This window comes from Streptomyces sp. NPDC002698, from assembly GCF_042888945.1.
GTDB lineage: Bacteria > Actinomycetota > Actinomycetes > Streptomycetales > Streptomycetaceae > Streptomyces.
This window is the reverse complement of record NZ_JBIAQM010000031.1, coordinates 81,728-97,817: the sequence shown is the minus strand read 5'-3', so window position 1 is coordinate 97,817 and position 16,090 is coordinate 81,728. Positions and strand designations below refer to the sequence as shown.

General features: G+C 72.9%; 12 protein-coding genes and 1 pseudogene. 7 read left to right on the top strand and 6 right to left on the bottom strand.

Annotated elements, in window-relative coordinates; translation table 11 throughout:
- From ACFYW9_RS31750 to glgB, 3 genes and pseudogenes are all read left to right on the top strand, one after another.
- Window positions 1-138 (top strand): alpha-glucosidase C-terminal domain-containing protein (locus ACFYW9_RS31750; RefSeq protein WP_389157629.1); only part of this gene is annotated, 138 nt, incomplete at its 5' end.
- 47 nt (window positions 139-185) lie between these two features.
- Window positions 186-539 (top strand): annotated as a pseudogene (locus tag ACFYW9_RS31745) (maltokinase); the annotation flags it as partial.
- Between the two features lie 757 nt (window positions 540-1,296).
- Complete coding sequence (gene glgB / locus ACFYW9_RS31740; protein WP_389157626.1) at window positions 1,297-3,873, top strand: 1,4-alpha-glucan branching enzyme; 2,577 nt, start codon at window positions 1,297-1,299, stop codon at window positions 3,871-3,873.
- 32 nt (window positions 3,874-3,905) lie between these two features.
- On the opposite strand, the gene ACFYW9_RS31735 is transcribed toward glgB, so the two are convergent.
- Together ACFYW9_RS31735 and ACFYW9_RS31730 are read right to left on the bottom strand one after the other, a co-directional pair.
- Window positions 3,906-5,333, bottom strand: a complete 1,428-nt coding sequence (locus ACFYW9_RS31735) for a M1 family metallopeptidase (RefSeq protein WP_389157612.1) — start codon at window positions 5,331-5,333, stop codon at window positions 3,906-3,908.
- 204 nt (window positions 5,334-5,537) lie between these two features.
- Entirely contained in the window at window positions 5,538-6,326 is a 789-nt protein-coding gene (locus tag ACFYW9_RS31730; RefSeq protein ID WP_389157609.1) for a PIG-L deacetylase family protein, read from the bottom strand.
- Between the two features lie 254 nt (window positions 6,327-6,580).
- Between ACFYW9_RS31730 and ACFYW9_RS31725 the strand changes: the two genes are divergently transcribed.
- Together ACFYW9_RS31725 and ACFYW9_RS31720 are read left to right on the top strand one after the other, a co-directional pair.
- Complete coding sequence (locus ACFYW9_RS31725) at window positions 6,581-7,474, top strand: Gfo/Idh/MocA family protein (RefSeq protein WP_389157606.1); 894 nt, start codon at window positions 6,581-6,583, stop codon at window positions 7,472-7,474.
- A 165-nt stretch (window positions 7,475-7,639) separates the two neighbouring features.
- The gene (locus tag ACFYW9_RS31720) at window positions 7,640-8,581 is read left to right on the top strand and encodes an ATP-dependent DNA ligase (protein WP_389157623.1); all 942 of its coding nucleotides are present in this window, start codon (window positions 7,640-7,642) and stop codon (window positions 8,579-8,581) included.
- 87 nt (window positions 8,582-8,668) lie between these two features.
- Here the strand turns inward: ACFYW9_RS31720 and ACFYW9_RS31715 are convergent, their stop codons facing one another.
- From ACFYW9_RS31715 to ACFYW9_RS31700, 4 genes are all read right to left on the bottom strand, one after another.
- On the bottom strand, window positions 8,669-9,037 hold the full coding sequence (locus ACFYW9_RS31715; protein ID WP_329297826.1) for a DUF6479 family protein: 369 nt from the start codon (window positions 9,035-9,037) through the stop codon (window positions 8,669-8,671).
- Between the two features lie 147 nt (window positions 9,038-9,184).
- Entirely contained in the window at window positions 9,185-10,003 is an 819-nt protein-coding gene (locus ACFYW9_RS31710; protein ID WP_328456233.1) for a methyltransferase domain-containing protein, read from the bottom strand.
- 38 nt (window positions 10,004-10,041) lie between these two features.
- Window positions 10,042-11,352, bottom strand: a complete 1,311-nt coding sequence (locus ACFYW9_RS31705) for an MFS transporter (protein ID WP_389157601.1) — start codon at window positions 11,350-11,352, stop codon at window positions 10,042-10,044.
- A gap of 382 nt (window positions 11,353-11,734) precedes the next feature.
- The gene (locus ACFYW9_RS31700; protein ID WP_351871357.1) at window positions 11,735-12,346 is read right to left on the bottom strand and encodes a LysE family transporter; all 612 of its coding nucleotides are present in this window, start codon (window positions 12,344-12,346) and stop codon (window positions 11,735-11,737) included.
- 66 nt (window positions 12,347-12,412) lie between these two features.
- On the opposite strand from ACFYW9_RS31700, the gene ACFYW9_RS31695 reads away from it, so the two are divergent.
- Both ACFYW9_RS31695 and ACFYW9_RS31690 read left to right on the top strand, forming a co-directional pair.
- Window positions 12,413-13,333, top strand: a complete 921-nt coding sequence (locus ACFYW9_RS31695) for a LysR family transcriptional regulator ArgP (RefSeq protein ID WP_389157597.1) — start codon at window positions 12,413-12,415, stop codon at window positions 13,331-13,333.
- A gap of 190 nt (window positions 13,334-13,523) precedes the next feature.
- On the top strand, window positions 13,524-16,064 hold the full coding sequence (locus ACFYW9_RS31690) for a SpoIIE family protein phosphatase (RefSeq protein ID WP_389157594.1): 2,541 nt from the start codon (window positions 13,524-13,526) through the stop codon (window positions 16,062-16,064).
- Window positions 16,065-16,090 lie beyond the last annotated feature (26 nt).

The window sequence follows — 16,090 nt, the reverse complement described above, 5'->3', positions numbered from 1 at the left end:
CACCCGGTCGAGCTGATCGGCGGCGTCCGCTTCCCCGCCATCGGCGAGCTGCCCTACCTGCTCACCCTCGCCGGTCACGGCTTCTACTGGTTCCGGTTGCGCCGCGCGGTCGGGCCCGGCACCACGAGGCGATCGTGAACGCGTACCCCTCGACAGCCCGCCCGCCCCTGAAAGGACGTGCCGTCATGGCGAACACCGCTCTGCAGCGTCCGAGCGGCCTCGACACCGCTCCGCTGCTCACCTCGCTGGCCGAGCTGCTGCGGGCCTGGCTGCCGCGGCAGCGCTGGTTCGCGGGCAAGGGCAGGCCCGTGACGGATCTGACGCTGCTGTCGACCACCGAGCTGTACCCGGGATGTCTGCATCTGCTGGTCCGCACCGAGCACCTCGGCCCGCCCGCCCACGGCACGGCCGGCGCTCCCGCGGCCGAGGACTGCTACCAACTGCTTCTCGGAGTGCGGGAGACCCTGCCGCCCCGGCTGGCCCACGCCGTCATCGGCCGGGCGAGCGCCGGCCCGCTGGCCGACCTGACCGTGTACGACGCCTTCCACGACCCGAAGGCCGCGGGACTGCTCCTGGAGCGACTGCGCCGTTCGGGCAAGGCGGGACCGCTGCGGTTCGAGCGCGATCCTCGTGTGACGGTGCCGTCCGGTCTCACGCCACGCCTCCTCGACGCCGAGCAGTCCAACACCTCACTGGTCTACGGAGACGCGTTCATACTGAAGGTCTTCCGGCGCGTCCAGCCCGGCATCAACCCGGACCTGGAGGTGCCGCGCGCACTGGCCCGGCAGGGCTGCACCCGCGTCCCGGCGCCGGCCGCGTGGTTCCATACCTCGGAGCCGCAGGAGGCGACGCTCGGTGTCCTGCAGCCGTATCTGCGCGACGCCGCCGACGGCTGGGCGCTGGCGCTCGAGTCCCTCGGATCGCGGCAGGACTTCACCGGCGAGGCGTACGAGCTGGGCCGGGCCACCGCCGAGGTGCATCTGACCCTGGCCGAGGCCTTCCCCGTGGACGCGCCGAGCCCGTACCGGAACAAGCGGCTCGCGGAGGCGATGCACGGGCGTCTCGACTCCGCCGTCCGCTCCGTCCCCGAACTGCGCCCGCACGCGCCCGGGTTGCGGTCGGCGTTCGACGCGCTCGCCGCCCTGGACTCCGCGGTCCGCCCCGCCCAGCGCATCCACGGCGACCTCCACCTCGGCCAGGTCCTGCGGGCCGGGCAGCGGTGGTCGGTCATCGACTTCGAGGGTGAACCGGCCCGCCCGATCAGCGAACGTCGGCGTGTCCAGTCGCCCGTACGCGATGTCGCGGGCATGCTGCGGTCCTTCGACTACGCGGCCCGCTCCCGGCAGCCCTGGCGTCCGAAGTGGGCGGAGCGCTGCCGTGAGGCCTTCTGCGCGGGCTACGCCGCCGCGGCGGCCTGGGACCCGCGCGAGGAACCCGAACTGCTGCGCGCGTACGAGACGGACCGCGCCGTGTACGAGGTGCTGTACGAGGCACGGCACCGGCCCGACTGGCTGCCCGTGCCCATGGCGGCGGTCGGACGTCTCGCCGACCACCCCTGACCACCGACCGCCCCTGACCACCGACCACCCTCGACGCTCCGACCGACCACCCTCAACGCCCCCACTTCGAGAGGCTCAAGCCGTGACCCGCACCGCATCCAACCGCGCAAGACGGGCCAAGCCCGTCCCCCCTTCGGCGCAGCACACCGCGCTGGACCCCATGGACCGGGGGCGGCTGCTGTCCGGCGCCCATCACGATCCGCATGCGCTGCTGGGTGCCCATCCGGTGCCGGGCGGGGTGGTGTTCCGGGCGCTGCGGCCGTACGCCCAGGGCGTGGCGGTGATGGTGGACGGGCAGCGCACCGACCTGGACGACCTGGGCGACGGGCTCTTCGGGGCCGTGCTGCCGCTCGACGCGATTCCCGCGTACACCCTGCTGGTGACCTACGACGGCACCGAGTTCGCTTCGGAGGACCCCTACCGGTTCCTGCCCGCGCTCGCCGATCTGGACCTGCACCTGATCGGCGAGGGCCGGCACGAGGAACTGTGGCGGGCGCTCGGCGCCGAGCCGATGACCCACGAGGGGGTCGAGGGCACCCGGTTCACCGTATGGGCCCCGAACGCCCAAGGGGTCCGGGTCTGCGGGGACTTCTGCCACTGGGACGGCGCCGCCGGGTTCCCGATGCGCTCGCTCGGGTCGTCCGGTGTGTGGGAGGTGTTCCTGCCCGGCATGGGTGAGGGGGCACTCTACAAGTTCGACATCACGCGCCCCGACGGGTCCCGCACCCTGCGCGCGGACCCGATGGCCCGCCGCACCGAGGTGCCCCCGGCGACCTCGTCGGTCGTGACACGGTCGTCGTACGCGTGGCAGGACGCGAAGTGGATGAAGGAGCGGGCGAAGGCCCGCCCGCTGCACGAGTCGCCGCTCTCGGTGTACGAGGTGCATCTGCCGTCCTGGCGACCGGGTCTGACCTACCGTCAACTGGCGGACCAGCTCCCCGCCTACGTCACCGGCCTCGGCTTCACCCACGTCCAGCTGATGCCCGTCGCCGAGCACCCCTTCGGCGGCTCCTGGGGCTACCAGATCACCGGGTTCTACGCGCCCACCGCGCGCCTGGGCACCCCCGACGACTTCAGGTTCCTCGTCGACGCCCTGCACCGCGCCGGGGTCGGTGTCCTCATGGACTGGGTGCCCGCCCACTTCCCGCGCGACGACTGGGCACTCGCGGAGTTCGACGGCCGACCCCTCTACGAGCACGCCGACCCGAGGCGTGCCGACCACCCCGACTGGGGCACCCTCGAATTCGACTACGGCCGCCGTGAGGTCCGCAACTTCCTCGTCGCCAACGCCACCTACTGGTGCGAGGAGTTCCACATCGACGGCCTGCGCGTCGACGCCGTCGCCTCCATGCTCTACCTCGACTACTCCCGCGAAGAGGGCCAGTGGGCCCCCAACGAATTCGGCGGGCGGGACAATCCCGACGCGGTGGCGTTCCTCCAGGAGATGAACGCCACCGTCTACCGCCGCAACCCCGGCGTCGTCACGATCGCCGAGGAGTCCACGGCCTGGGAGGGCGTCACCCGTCCGACGTCCGACGGGGGGCTCGGCTTCGGGCTCAAGTGGAACATGGGCTGGATGCACGACTCGCTGGAGTACATGCAGCACGAGCCGATCCACCGCAAGTACCACCACAACGAGATGACCTTCTCGATGGTGTACGCCTACAGCGAGAACTACGTCCTGCCGATCTCCCACGACGAGGTCGTGCACGGCAAGCAGGCACTCGTCTCCAAGATGCCCGGCGACTGGTGGCAGCGGCGGGCCAACGCCCGCGCCTACCTCGGCTTCATGTGGGCCCACCCCGGCAAGCAACTCCTCTTCATGGGGCAGGAGTTCGCGCAGGGCGGTGAATGGAAGGAGGCCGAGGGCCCCGAGTGGTGGCTCCTCGACCCCGCCTACTGCGCCGAAGCCGACCACCGCGGGGTCCAGGATCTCGTCCGTGACCTCAACACCCTCTACCGCGGCGAACCCGCGCTGTGGGAGCGCGACACGGACCCGTCCGGCTTCACCTGGGTCGTCGGCGACGCCGCCGACGACAACGTCTTCGCCTTCCTGCGCTACGCGGCCGACGGCACCCCCCTCCTCGCCGTCTCCCACTTCTCCCCCGCCGTCCGCCACGGCTACCGCCTCGGCGTCCCCGAGGAGATCCCCGCCTGGCGGGAGGTCCTCAACACGGACAGCCTCCGCTACGGCGGCAGCGACGTCGTCCACCCCGAGCCCGTCAAGGCCGAGGCGATCGGCATGCACGGCCGCCCGACCAGCATCGAACTGACGCTGCCGCCGCTGGCGACGGTGTGGCTGCGGCCGGCCTGAGCCGGACCGCAACCGCCACCGGGAAGCCCGCCTCAGGCCGAGGCGGGCTTCCCGGCCGTGAAGAGCCAGGTGTGGAAGAGAGCGGTGAGGTCCTTGCCCGACTCCCGCTCGGCGAGCCGGATGAACTGCGCCGTCGTGCCGTGCCCGCCGCGGTGGACGGTGGCCCAGGTGCGCAGGACGCGGAAGAACACGGGATCCCCGACGGCCGTGCGCAGCTTGTGCAGGACCATGGCCCCGCGGGCGTAGACAGGCGTCTCGAAGATGTGCTCGCCGTTTCCGGGATCACCGGGCGGGAAGGCCCAGAGGTCCTTGCCCTCGGGGGTGGCGTACAGCGCGTCGAAGGCCTTCTGCGCGCTCCTGCCGCCGTGCTGTTCGGCGTACAGCCACTCGGCGTAGGTGGCGAAGCCCTCGTTGAGCCAGATGTCCTTCCAGCGGGTCAGGGTGACGGAGTCGCCGAACCACTGGTGGGCGCTCTCGTGGACGAGGGTGTCCAGGTCGGGCGCGGAGTCGTACACGGGACGGGTCTGGGTCTCCAGGGCGTAGCCGACCTGCGGGGCCCGGTCGACGATGGCTCCGGCCGCCCGGAAGGGATAGGGGCCGAAGAGCTTGCTCTCCCAGGCCAGGACGGACGGCAGCTTCTTCACGACGGGCGCGGCGGCGACCGCCTCGCGGGGGTCGACGGCGTTGTAGATCTCGATGCCGTCGCGGGTGGTGTACCGCTCGACCTTGAACGTGCCGACGGTCGCCGTGGCGAGGTAGGCCGCCATCGGCTCGGACTGGCGCCAGCGGAAGGTGGTCCGGCCGTTCGCGGTCCGCTGCCCGAGCAGGACGCCGTTGGCGACGGCGGTGCGCCCCTTCGGCACGGTCAGGGTGAAGTCGTACGACGCCTTGTCCGTGGGGTGGCTGTCGGCGGGGAACCAGGTCATCGCGCCCTGGGGCTCACCGGCCACGAACGCGCCGTCGTCCGTGGGGATCCACCCGTCGAGGGAACCGTCGGGGTCGGTGACCGGCTTCGGGGTGCCGGAGTAGGTCACGGTGACGCGGAACTCCTGGCCCTTGCGCAGGGTGTCCTTCGGGGTGACGACGAGCTCCCGGCCGTCGCGCCGGAACGCGGCCTTGGCGTGGTCGACGGTGACGCCGGTGACCTTCAGCCCGCTGAGGTCGAGGTCGAACCGGCTCAACCGCTGCGTGGCTCTGGCGGTGATGACCGCCTTGCCGTCGAGGTGGCGGCTGCCCGGGTCGTAACCGAGCGTCAGATCGTAGTGGCGGACGTCGTAGCCGCCGTTGCCCGACAGAGGGAAGTACGGGTCACCCGCGCCCGCGGAGCCCACGGTCCCGGCCGCTGTGGCGGGGCCCGCCGCGGTGAGCAGCGCGGCGAGCGCGACGGGGACGGCCGCGACAACGGCCTCGCGGCGAAGGACGGTTGTGCGTCGTGCGGCCTCGTGCGGGCGTGCTGTCACGTTCGCTCCTCCGGTTCGACGGTGATCACTCGCGCACAGCCTATGAGTCCCTCGCGGCCTCGGCCCCCATGATCCGGTCAAGTCCCGTCCGTGCCGTGCCGACCCGCGAGGAGGAACCGTCCGGGAGAACGCCCCCTCCCGGACGGGGCCGGGTGCCCCCGGTCGCTGGGCCCGGCCCCGTCCCGGTGGACGGTCCCGGAGCGCTCACACCCAGGGCGGCGGACCGTCCGGGACGAGCTGGTGGACGTCGAACAGGACGGCGGACTCGACGCCGAGCGCCGCTCCGCCCATGCCGGCCGCCCAGGTGAGGAACGGCCGTGCCTCGAAGGCGCCCGCGCCCAGACCCTTGGTGTACTCGGCGTGTGCCTCCAGCGAGGCGATGCCGCGTTCGAGGGGTTCGCCGGTGACGTCGACGCCGTGGGTGGGCCGTTCCGCTCCGGCGAAGCACACCATCCGGATGCCGTTCCAGGGTTCCAGGCCCTCGTCGGCGAGTTCGGGGAAGACCCAGCGGTTTCCCGCGTCGCGTGCCGCGTCGAGGGCGGCGAGGCCCACCGCCCGGTGGTCCGCCTGGTTGGTCATGCCGCCGATCATCCGTACCGTGAACGCGCCGGACACCACGATCTCGGGCCGGTGGCGGCGCATCGCGCGCACGATCTCCCGGCGCAGGGCGGTCCCGTACTCGACGACGCCGTCGCGGTGATCGAGGAACTCGACGGTGTCGACGCCGACCTGCCGTGCGCCGGCCCGCTCCTCGGCCTCCCGCAGCGGTGCCGCCCGGTCCGGGTGCAGGCTGTCGATGCCGGCCTCTCCCCTGGTCGCCAGCAGGTAGCTCACCCGCTTGCCCTGTGCGGTCCAGCGCGCGACGGCGCAGGCCGTGCCGTACTCGATGTCGTCCGGGTGGGCGGCCACGGCGAGACACCGTTCCCAGTCCTCCGGCAGCGCGGGCAGGACCGCACCGCCCCCGAAGCCCGCTTTGTCCTGTGTGGGATCCATGTCCGGCATGATGGCGTGCGGCGGGCGGGGACCGACAGAGGCGCGCTTTCCGGGTTCGCGCGCCGGGCTCCCGCGCCCCGCACGCCCCGCGCGACCGGGAGGCGAGCGCGCCGTCGAGCCGCTGGCCGAACACCGGGACACCGTGGTGAAGTCTGTCCACACGTCCGAAGATCCGACGTCGGCCGCGGTCGCTCCCCTCGTCGGCGCGTTCGGCCGTCGGTATGTCAGAACCCGTACAGCGCAGAGGAGAAGCCGTGACCACCACCTCGCCCGCCTGGAACCGGACACCCGTCAGGGTGGGGCTCGTCGGCGCGGGACCCTGGGCGCGGGCCGTGCACGCCCGGGTGCTCGCCGCCGGACCCGAGACCGTGCTGACGTCGGTGTGGGCACGCCGGCCGGAGGCCGCCCGCGAGACGGCGGCCCCGTACGGCGCCGATGTCGCCGCGACGTTCGAGGAACTGCTCGACGGCTGCGAGGCGGTGGCCTTCTCGGTCCCGCCCGCGGTGCAGGCCGAACTGGCCGTACGGGCTGCCGAGGCGGGCAAGGCCCTGCTCCTGGAGAAGCCGCTGGCGCTCGACCTGTCCGCGGCGCGACGGCTCGTGGACGCGATCGACGCCTCGGGCGTGGTCTCGCAGCTCGTCCTGACGAACCGCTATCACCCGGCCGTCCGGCGGTTCCTCGCCGCGGCACGGACCCTGGACGTCTCGGGCGCGCGCTCCTGCGGTCTGAGCGGCGCCTTCCTGGGCGGCGACTTCGCGACCCCGTGGCGCCTCGAGCACGGGGCGCTCCTGGACCTCGGACCGCATCTGCTGGATCTGCTGGACGCGGCGCTGGGGCCGGTCGTCCGGGTGCGCGGTGCCGGGGACCCGCGCCGCTGGCTCGAACTCACCTGCGAGCACGAGAGCGGCGCCGTGAGCCAGGCATCCTTGTCGGGCTCGGTCGAGGTCGAGCGCGGGATCACCCGTGTCGAGCTGTTCGGCCGGCATCCCGAACTGGTCCTCGACGCCGGGGCCCTCGACCACGAGGAGTCCTGGCCCGTGCTGCGCCGGGAGTTCGCCACCGCCGTCCGCTCGGGCCGGCCGGGCGACCTCGACGCCCACCGCGGGTTGTACCTGCAGACGCTGATCGCCCAGGCGCTGGAGGGCTAGAAGCCTAGAGGGCCCGGGCAGCCCCGAGGGCTCCCGGTCACTGCTCCGGAGCGGCGCGGCGCGGCACCGCCGTTCAGGCGAAACGGGTGCCGGAAGGGCGTGTGCGGCCGGCGGCGTGCCGACACAGGAGGTGTGAACCCGCCGAAGCTTCCGCTGATCGCGCCCATGCTCGCGACCCCCGGATCCCTGCCGGCCGCCGGCCAGGACATGCTCTGGGCCTACGAGACGAAGCAGGACGGTCAGCGCGCCGTGGTCTGTCTGCCCGGGGACGGCGGGGTGGCACTGCGGGCCCGCTCCGGTGAGGACATCACCGCCGCCTATCCGGAACTGCGGGCCCTCGGCGGTGTTCTCGGCACGACCGCGGCGGTCCTGGACGGAGAGGTGCTGGTCCTGGACGGACAAGGACGCGGCGACTTCCACCTGCTGCAGTCCCGGATGAGCCTCGCCCGGTCGCCCGGCAGGGCGGCCCGGCGCGCCGGGCAGGCGCCCGCTCATCTCGTCCTGTTCGACGTCATGCGTCTGGGCGGCGATCTCACGGGCCGGCCCTACGCGTGGCGGCGGCAGACGCTGGAGAGCCTCTCCCTGGAGGGCCCGTCCTGGTCGACGCCGACGGCACTCGTGGGGCACGGCGAAGAGGCCCTGCGGGCGACACGGGCGAGCGGCCTCGAGGGGCTGGTCCGCAAGCGCCTCGACTCGGTGTACGAGCCCGGCGTGCGCTCCCGGTCCTGGATCAAGATCCGCAACATGCGGACCGCGGACGTCCTGGTCGGCGGCTGGGTCCCCGGGAAGGGTCGTCTGTCGGGACTGCCCGGTGCCGTGCTCGTGGGCCGGCGCGACGCGGGAAGGCTGCGCTACGTCGGGAGCGTGGGCACCGGCTGGAGCGAGGCCGAACGCGCCGGACTCGCCCGGCTGCTGCGGGCCGCCGAGACAGGCCACCGCCCCTTCGACAGTGTCCCGCGGGCGGCCGAGGCGCGCTGGGTGCTGCCCCGGCTGGTGGGCGAGGTCCGCTACAGCACCCGCACCCGGGCCGGACTGCTGCGCCGGCCGTCGTGGCTGCGGCTGCGCCCCGACCTCGCTCCCGAGGACTCGGCGGCCGATCTCCCCTAGGACCTGTCCGGTCGATCTCCCGGGAGAGGCCGTGCGCGTACAGGGAGGAGCCGGCCGCTCACGGCGGTCGGCTCCTTCGCGCCCCGGTCAGGTTCTGCCGGGTCCGCCGCTGCCGAAGGACCCGCTGGATCCTGGTTGCCAGCGCTTGCGGTGCTGGTCATCGGCGTGTTTGGTGCCCGCGGAGTGCATGTTGTACGGCATCAGCCGCTCACTCTCGTCCGCGGCGTGCGGGACCTCGTCGGGTTCCCGCATCTCGCGCTCCTCGTGCACCGCCCCGGTCTCGGGCAGCCTGGGCTGCTCCTCGGCGGTGGGCGGACGGGATTCCAGGTTCCGCACCCGGATGCCCATCCGGACGGCCCAGACGAGGGCACCGGCGATGATGAGGCCGCCGATGAAAGCGGCGCCCGCGTTCAGCGATGAACTTGCTGCGATCAGGTCTTGGCTCGCGGTGTACATGGTGTTCGCGTACCCCCAATACCAGGGGAAAGCTGTGTACTGGCCCGTCAGCGACGGCCATTCCATTGTATTCCGGATCAATCCGGACGCTACGCCGTGCTCCTGGACCCGGTCACCGCCGACGGCACACGGTGAACGCGGACCCGGTCACTCCGGACGGTGCGCGACGGCTCCGAACATCGTCACGGACATGTGCAGGCCGCCCTGGCGCGCGGCTTCCGCGAGGTCGTCGTACAGGCGGTCGCGCTGCGTCTCGCCGATGAGTCCGCGGCTCAGCGCCGAGTCGCCCAGCATGCGGATGAGCGGCCAGGCGACCGACTTGTGGTCCTGGAGCAGCGCCTGCGATCCACGGTCGTCGATGACGAGGCCGGCCGCCGTGAGCCGTCCGACCAGCTTGCGTCCCGAGTAAGGGTCGGTGGCCGCGGACAGCGCGCCGGTGGTGAGCGCGGCGATCGTCTCGGGGTCGCCGGGGTGCAGGATCGTGGTCGCCCAGTCGGTGTCCAGCAGGGCGACCCGCCCGCCGGGGCGCAGCACGCGCGCTATCTCGAAGACGGCCTTCTCCGGCTCCACGAGGTGCTGGAGAACCCGCTCGCACCACACCACGTCGACGGTGGCGTCGGGCAGCGGCAGGGCGAGGGCGTCACCGTCGGCGAACCGCGCCGCGCTGCGCTCCTCGGTGCCCCGCTGTTCGGCCACGGCGCGCAGTCCGGGGTTCGGTTCGATGCCGAGCACCCTGCCGCGCGGACCCACGGCCGCCGCGAGCCGCCGGGTCTGTGATCCGGTGCCCGCGCCGATGTCGAGCGCCCGCTCCCCCGGCCGCACGGCCAGTGCCGCGTGTGCCCACGAACGCAGGCGCTGCACGCCGTCGTTGACGTCCTGGGCATCCAGGGCTCCCACCAGACGGGAGGTACTGTCCGCGCTGATGTTCTGCGCGTGGAATGCCGACGTAGGGCGCGTGTCCACCATGGCGGCCACTCTAGAACCACCATGGTCGTTTTTCGTATTCAGATTGTGTAACGCCTCAAGGCCGGTGTGACAAAAGCGAGCACAAGCACCGCCACGATCACCAGCAGGCCTCCGCCGGCCACCGCGGCCGGTGCTCCGAAGGCCGAACCGGCCGTGCCGTGAAGGACATCGGCGACGCGCGGGCCGCCCACGACGACGACGGTGAAGACGCCCTGGAGCCGTCCGCGCATCTCGTCGGTGGCCGCGGACAGCAGGATCGCGCCGCGGAAGACCATGGAGACCATGTCGGCGACCCCGGCGACGGCCAGGAAGGCCACGGCGAGCCACAGGCTGCCGCTGAGACCGAACCCGGCGACGGCCGCGCCCCAGGCCGCGACGGAGACGATGACCATCAGGCCGTGCCGGCGGGCGCGGGAGAAGGTGCCCGACATCAGTCCGCCCACGACCGCGCCGATGGGGATCGCCGCGAACAGCAGTCCGAGCGCGAGCCCTTCGCCGTAGGAGCCGTACGTCTCGGCGGCGAGTTGCGGGAACAGCGCGCGCGGCATGCCGAGGACCATGGCGATGATGTCGGCGAGGAAGGACAGCAGCAGCACCTTGTGCAGGGCGATGTAGCGGAAACCGGCCACCACTTCGCGCAGGCCCGCGCGCTGGGAGGCCGTTCCGGTGAGGGGCGGCAGTGCCGGAAGGCGCAGGACGGCCCACACGGTGACGCACAGGGCGAGGGCGTCGATCAGATAGAGCTCGGGCAGCCCGATGAGGGGGATGAGGGCACCGGCGAGCATCGGCCCGGCCACCGAACCGGTCTGCATGACGGTCGCGCCGAGGGCGTTGGCCGCGGGCAGTTCGTCCGCCGGGACGAGCCGTGCGATGGACGCGCTGCGGGCCGGTGAGTTGAGGCCGAAGAACGCCTGCTGGAGGGCGAGCAGGACCATCAGGACGAGCACCGACTCCAGTTGGGTGACGGCCTGGACCCAGAAGAGCAGGGAGGTGACGGCTATGCCGATGTTGGTGACGAGGAGCAGCTTGCGGCGGTCCACGCTGTCGGCGACCGCACCGCCCCACAGGGCGAAGACCACGAGGGGCAGCAGGCCGGCGAGGCTCGCGTAGCCGACCCAGGCCGAGGAGCCGGTGATGTCGTAGATCTGCTTGGGCACGGCGACAGCGGTGAGCTGGCTGCCCACGGAGGTGACCGCGGTCGACGACCACAGCCGGCGGTAGGCGGGACGGCGCAGCGGCCGGGTGTCCATGGCCCACCGCCGCCATCCGGAGCGGCCGGACCGCTCGGTCTCCGCCCTCCCGTCGGGGTCCGCGGCGCCGCTGTCCGTACTGCTCTGGCTCGTGTCCACGCTCATCCTGGTTGCTCGATACATCTTTCGATTCGGGGATCACTATGGCCGAGCGCGGGCGGCGGGTGTCCCCCGGGGGGACGAGATCGGTGCACGGGGCGCCCGGAGACCGGCCCCGCGGGCCGGTCTCACGACCGCCGTACGGCGGGGCCGGATGCCCCAGCGGGTCAGACGGGCGTACGGACAGACGGGCAGACGGGCAGACGGCGCACGGCGGGACGGAAACCCCGGCGGAGCGGAAACTCCGGCGGGCATGCAGGCACACGGGCGCTCGGCGCTGCGGGACGGCGCACGCCCGGAGCGGGGCGCGGCGCGGGGCGTGCGGCGGGCGGGACGTTTGCGGCGGGCCGGGTGGTGCGGACCGTACGTGCGGTGCGGCGGGTCAGGCTCCGGCGATCAGGGTGGCACCCATCGCGATCATGGTCGTGGCGACCAGGCCGTCGAGCACACGCCAGGACGCCGGCCGGGCGAGGAAACGGCCGAGCAGTCGCGCGCCGAACCCCAGGGCGACGAACCAGCACAGGCTGGCGAGTACCGCGCCCAGCCCGAACGTCCAGCGCAGCGATCCACGGCCGGCCGCCAGCGAGCCGAGCAGGAACACGGTGTCGAGGTACACATGCGGGTTGAGCCACGTCAGGGCGAGGCAGGTGAGGACGGCACGGCGCCAGGAGCCCGGGGAGCCGGTGGCCGCCCGGAGGGCCGACGGCTTCAGCACCCGCCGGGCGGCGAGAACTCCGTAGACGACGAGGAAACAGCCGCCGATCAGCCCGACCGCGGTGAGCGCCGCGGGCCAGGCCACCACCACCGCGCCGACCCCGCCGACTCCCAGCGCGATGAGCAGCGCGTCGGACAGGGCGCAGATGCCCACCACGGCGAGCACCGCGTCCCGGCGGACGCCCTGGCGCAGGACGAAGGCGTTCTGCGCGCCGATGGCGACGATGAGGGAGAGGCCGGCGCCGAATCCGGCGGCCGCTGCGGCCAGGGCGTCTGTCATGCCGTCGACGCTAGAAAACGAATCGCCGGAAGTACAGCTAAAGATTCTTACGTATCCTTAGCGGTCGTGATGACGGAACTCCCCCTCGACCAGGTGCGCACCCTGCTCGCGGTGGTCGACGAGGGCACCTTCGACGCGGCGGCCACGGCCCTCCACGTGACGCCCTCGGCGGTGAGCCAGCGGGTCAAGTCGCTCGAACAGCGCACCGGCAGGGTCCTGCTGACACGGACGAAGCCGGTGCGCCCGACCGAGTCCGGCGAGATCGTGGTGCGTTTCGCGCGCCGACTCGCCCGGCTGGAGCGCGACGCGCACGCCGAGCTCGGCATGTCCGGATCCGGTGAGCCCACACGGCTGTCGGTCGCCGTGAACGCCGACTCGCTGGCGACCTGGTTCCTGCCTGCGCTCGCCCGTGTACCGGGCGACCTGCGGCTGTGCTTCGAACTGCGCCGGGAGGACGAGGACCACACCGCGGCCCTGCTGCGCGAGGGAACGGTCATGGCGGCGGTCACCTCGTCGCCCGAGCCGGTGGCCGGCTGCTCCGTACGTGCCCTCGGGATCATGCGCTACCTGCCGGTGGCGAGCCCCGGCTGCGCCGAGCGGTGGCTCGGCACGACGACCGGCACACCCCTGCGCGAGCTGATCGGCTCCGCCCCCGTGGTGGCGTTCGACCGCAACGACGACATCCAGGACGACTTCGTCCGCGCCCTCACGGGCGGTCCAGGCGGGAGCGCGCTGCGCCATTTCGTCCCCACGTCGGAGGGGTTCGTCGAGGCCGTGGCGGCCGGAATGGGCTGGGGCATGGTGCCCGAGGTCCAGGCGGCACCGCTGCTGCGCGCCGGAGGACTGGTTCCTCTCGCGGCGGACCGGGGCATCGACGTCCCCTTGTTCTGGCAGCAGTGGAAGCTCGACTTCCCCGCCCTCGGCGCGCTGGCCGAGGCCGTGACGGCCGTCGCCGCCGAGACGCTGCGGCCCGGACCGGCCTCCTGAATCACCTGCTTCCCGACAGCTCCCGAACCAGGCCCGAGCCGGTATGTTCACGCTGGGCACATTCGGGCGCGGCCGGGAAGAATGGCCTCACCTCCTGGTGCCCTCGAAGACGTCGAGGTGCGGTGAACGACCCGAGAGGCGCATTCTTGCTGTGTTACCCCCCTGGTGGCGGGCGGACGAGGGCAGATCGATGACAGGGAGCGCCGAGCGTGAGGGCCAGGCGCCGGACAGCCTGACCTCCCTGCTCAGTGACGCGGTGACGGACGCGATCCGGGCCGCCCGCGGCTTCGCGGGGGGCGTGTACCTGCGCTCCGGCACGCCCGGCCTGCTGCGTCTCGCCGTGCTCGCGGGGCTGCCGGGGCCCCTCTTCCGCCCCTGGTCGCGCATGCACGTGGACCGGCCGTTCCCGGTCGCGGACGCCCATCGGCTCGGTGTGGAGGTGCTGCTCGCCGATCCGACGGAGACGATGCGCCGCTACCCCCAGCTCGCGGCGGGACTGCCGTTCCAGTTCGGTTCGCTCTACGTGCCCGTCGTCAGCGACTCCACCTCGTACGGCGTCCTGACCGTGCTGCGCCCGCCGGCCTCCGACGCCACCGAGGTCCTGCCGGACCGCGACCGGATGACGGCGGTCGCGGCGGAGCTCGGATCCCGGCTGGCGAAGCTGGACAAGGACGGGGTCTCGGTCCTGTGGGACAGCGACCCCCTCGGAACCCGGCCGCCGGTCGACGGCCCGTCCACCCGGTGCGTCGGGGGCTTCACCTGGGATCCGGACGACGGCGCGCTGATCGCGGACGACGCCCTGTGGGCGCTGCTGGGAATACCCCAGGAGGATTTCACGGGCACCCCCGATGCCTTCGCGGACGCGCTGGCCCACGACGAGCCCCGGTTGCTGCTGGCCGCCCTGCGCGAGACCGCCGCCGGCCGGCCCCCACCCCATCCCCTGCCCGTACGGACCGGCAACGGCGGACTGCGGCTCCTCGAACTGTGGACCGCGGGAGGGGCGGACGCCCCGCCCTACCGGGTCAGCGGCGCGCTCGTCGACCCGGGACCGGGACCGGCGGCGGACGGGGCGGCCGACCAGCTCCCCGAGGGCGTCTTCTCGATCGACCGGATCGGGCTGATCACCTACGCCAACCCGCGCGCCGCCGAGCTGCTCGGCCGCCCACGCGCCGAGCTGATGGGGCGGCTGCTGTGGGACGCGGTGCCCTGGATGGACCACCCCGCCTACGAGGATCACCTGCGCAGCGCGCTGTTCTCACCGGACCCGGTGCACTTCCGGGCCCGCAGCCCGCTGGGACACGGCACCGCGACGACTCCGGGACACCTGACGGGAACCTGGCTGAGCTTCTCCGTCTATCCGGGACCGCACGGGGTGACCTGCAAGATCATGCCTCTGGGACGGGCCTCGGGGGCCACCGGGAATGCCCCGTTCGACGTCGAGGCGACACAGGCGGTACGGGCCGAGGTCGAGGAGCCCGACCCCGGTGTCCCGGGCACGGCACCGCAGTACCGGCCCATCGTCCTGGCGATCGCGCTGACCGAGGCGGTGACGGCGCGGCAGGTGTCCGAGGTGGTGATGCGCGAGCTGCTGCCCGCGTTCGGCAGCCGCCGCCTGGCCATCTATCTGCTCCAGGACCGCAGGCTCTATCTGGCCTGGGAGACCGGCTTCCCGCAAGGGTTCCTCGCCCCCTTCGACGGTGTGGGCCTGGACGCCAAACTGCCCGGGGTCGAGTCGCTCACCAGCGGCCGGCCGCTCTTCTTCGAGTCGATGCAACAGCTCGCCGCCGCCTATCCGGGCATCTCCCTGGACGCCACCGTCGGCGCCCGTGCCTTCCTGCCGCTGATCGCCTCCGGACGGCCGGTCGGCTCCTGCATCCTCGGGTTCGACCGGCCGCGCGGCTTCAGTACCGAGGAACGTACGGTCCTCACCGCGCTCGCCGGGCTGATCGCGCAGTCCCTGGAACGGGCGAGGCGCTACGACAGCGAGGCGGCGCTCGCCCGCGGGCTCCAGGAGGCCCTGCTGCCGCACCGGCTGTCGGCACACCCCCTCGTGGAGACGGCGGGCCGCTATCTGCCCGGCACCGTCGGCATGGACGTGGGCGGCGACTGGTACGACGTCGTCGAGGCCGGCGACGGGCTCGCCCTCGTCATCGGGGACGTCCAGGGCCACGGTGTCCAGGCCGCCGCCACCATGGGTCAACTCCGCAGCGCGGTAAGGGCGTTCGCGCTCGGGGATCATCCTCCGGACGAGGTGATGAGCGGCACCAACCGGCTGCTCATCGACCTCGATCCGGGCCAGTTCGCGAGTTGCTGCTATGTCCGGGTGGATCCGTTGACCGGTGTCGCGCAGGCCGCGCGGGCCGGGCACCCGCAGCCGCTGCTGCGCCACCCCGACGGCCGCACCGAGGTCCTGGACCTGCCGGGCGGCGTGGTGCTGGGCGTGGACCCGCACGCCGACTACCCCGTGACGGACCTGGTGCTGGAGCCCGACGCCGTCCTGGCCCTGTACACGGACGGGCTGGTCGAGCGGCCCGGCACGGACATCGACGACGGGGTCGAGGCCCTTCGCGCGACCCTGGCCGACGCGGACCCCCCGCGGCACCGCACGGCGGGCGGTCCGTCCCTGTCCAGCGCCGCCGACCTGCTCACCGCGGAGGCCCGGAAGGCCGACGAGCGCCCCGACGACATCGCGCTGCTGCTCACCACCCGCCGACCGCCCGGCGAGGGGTGAACGCCCGGGTCCGGACACCCGTCCGG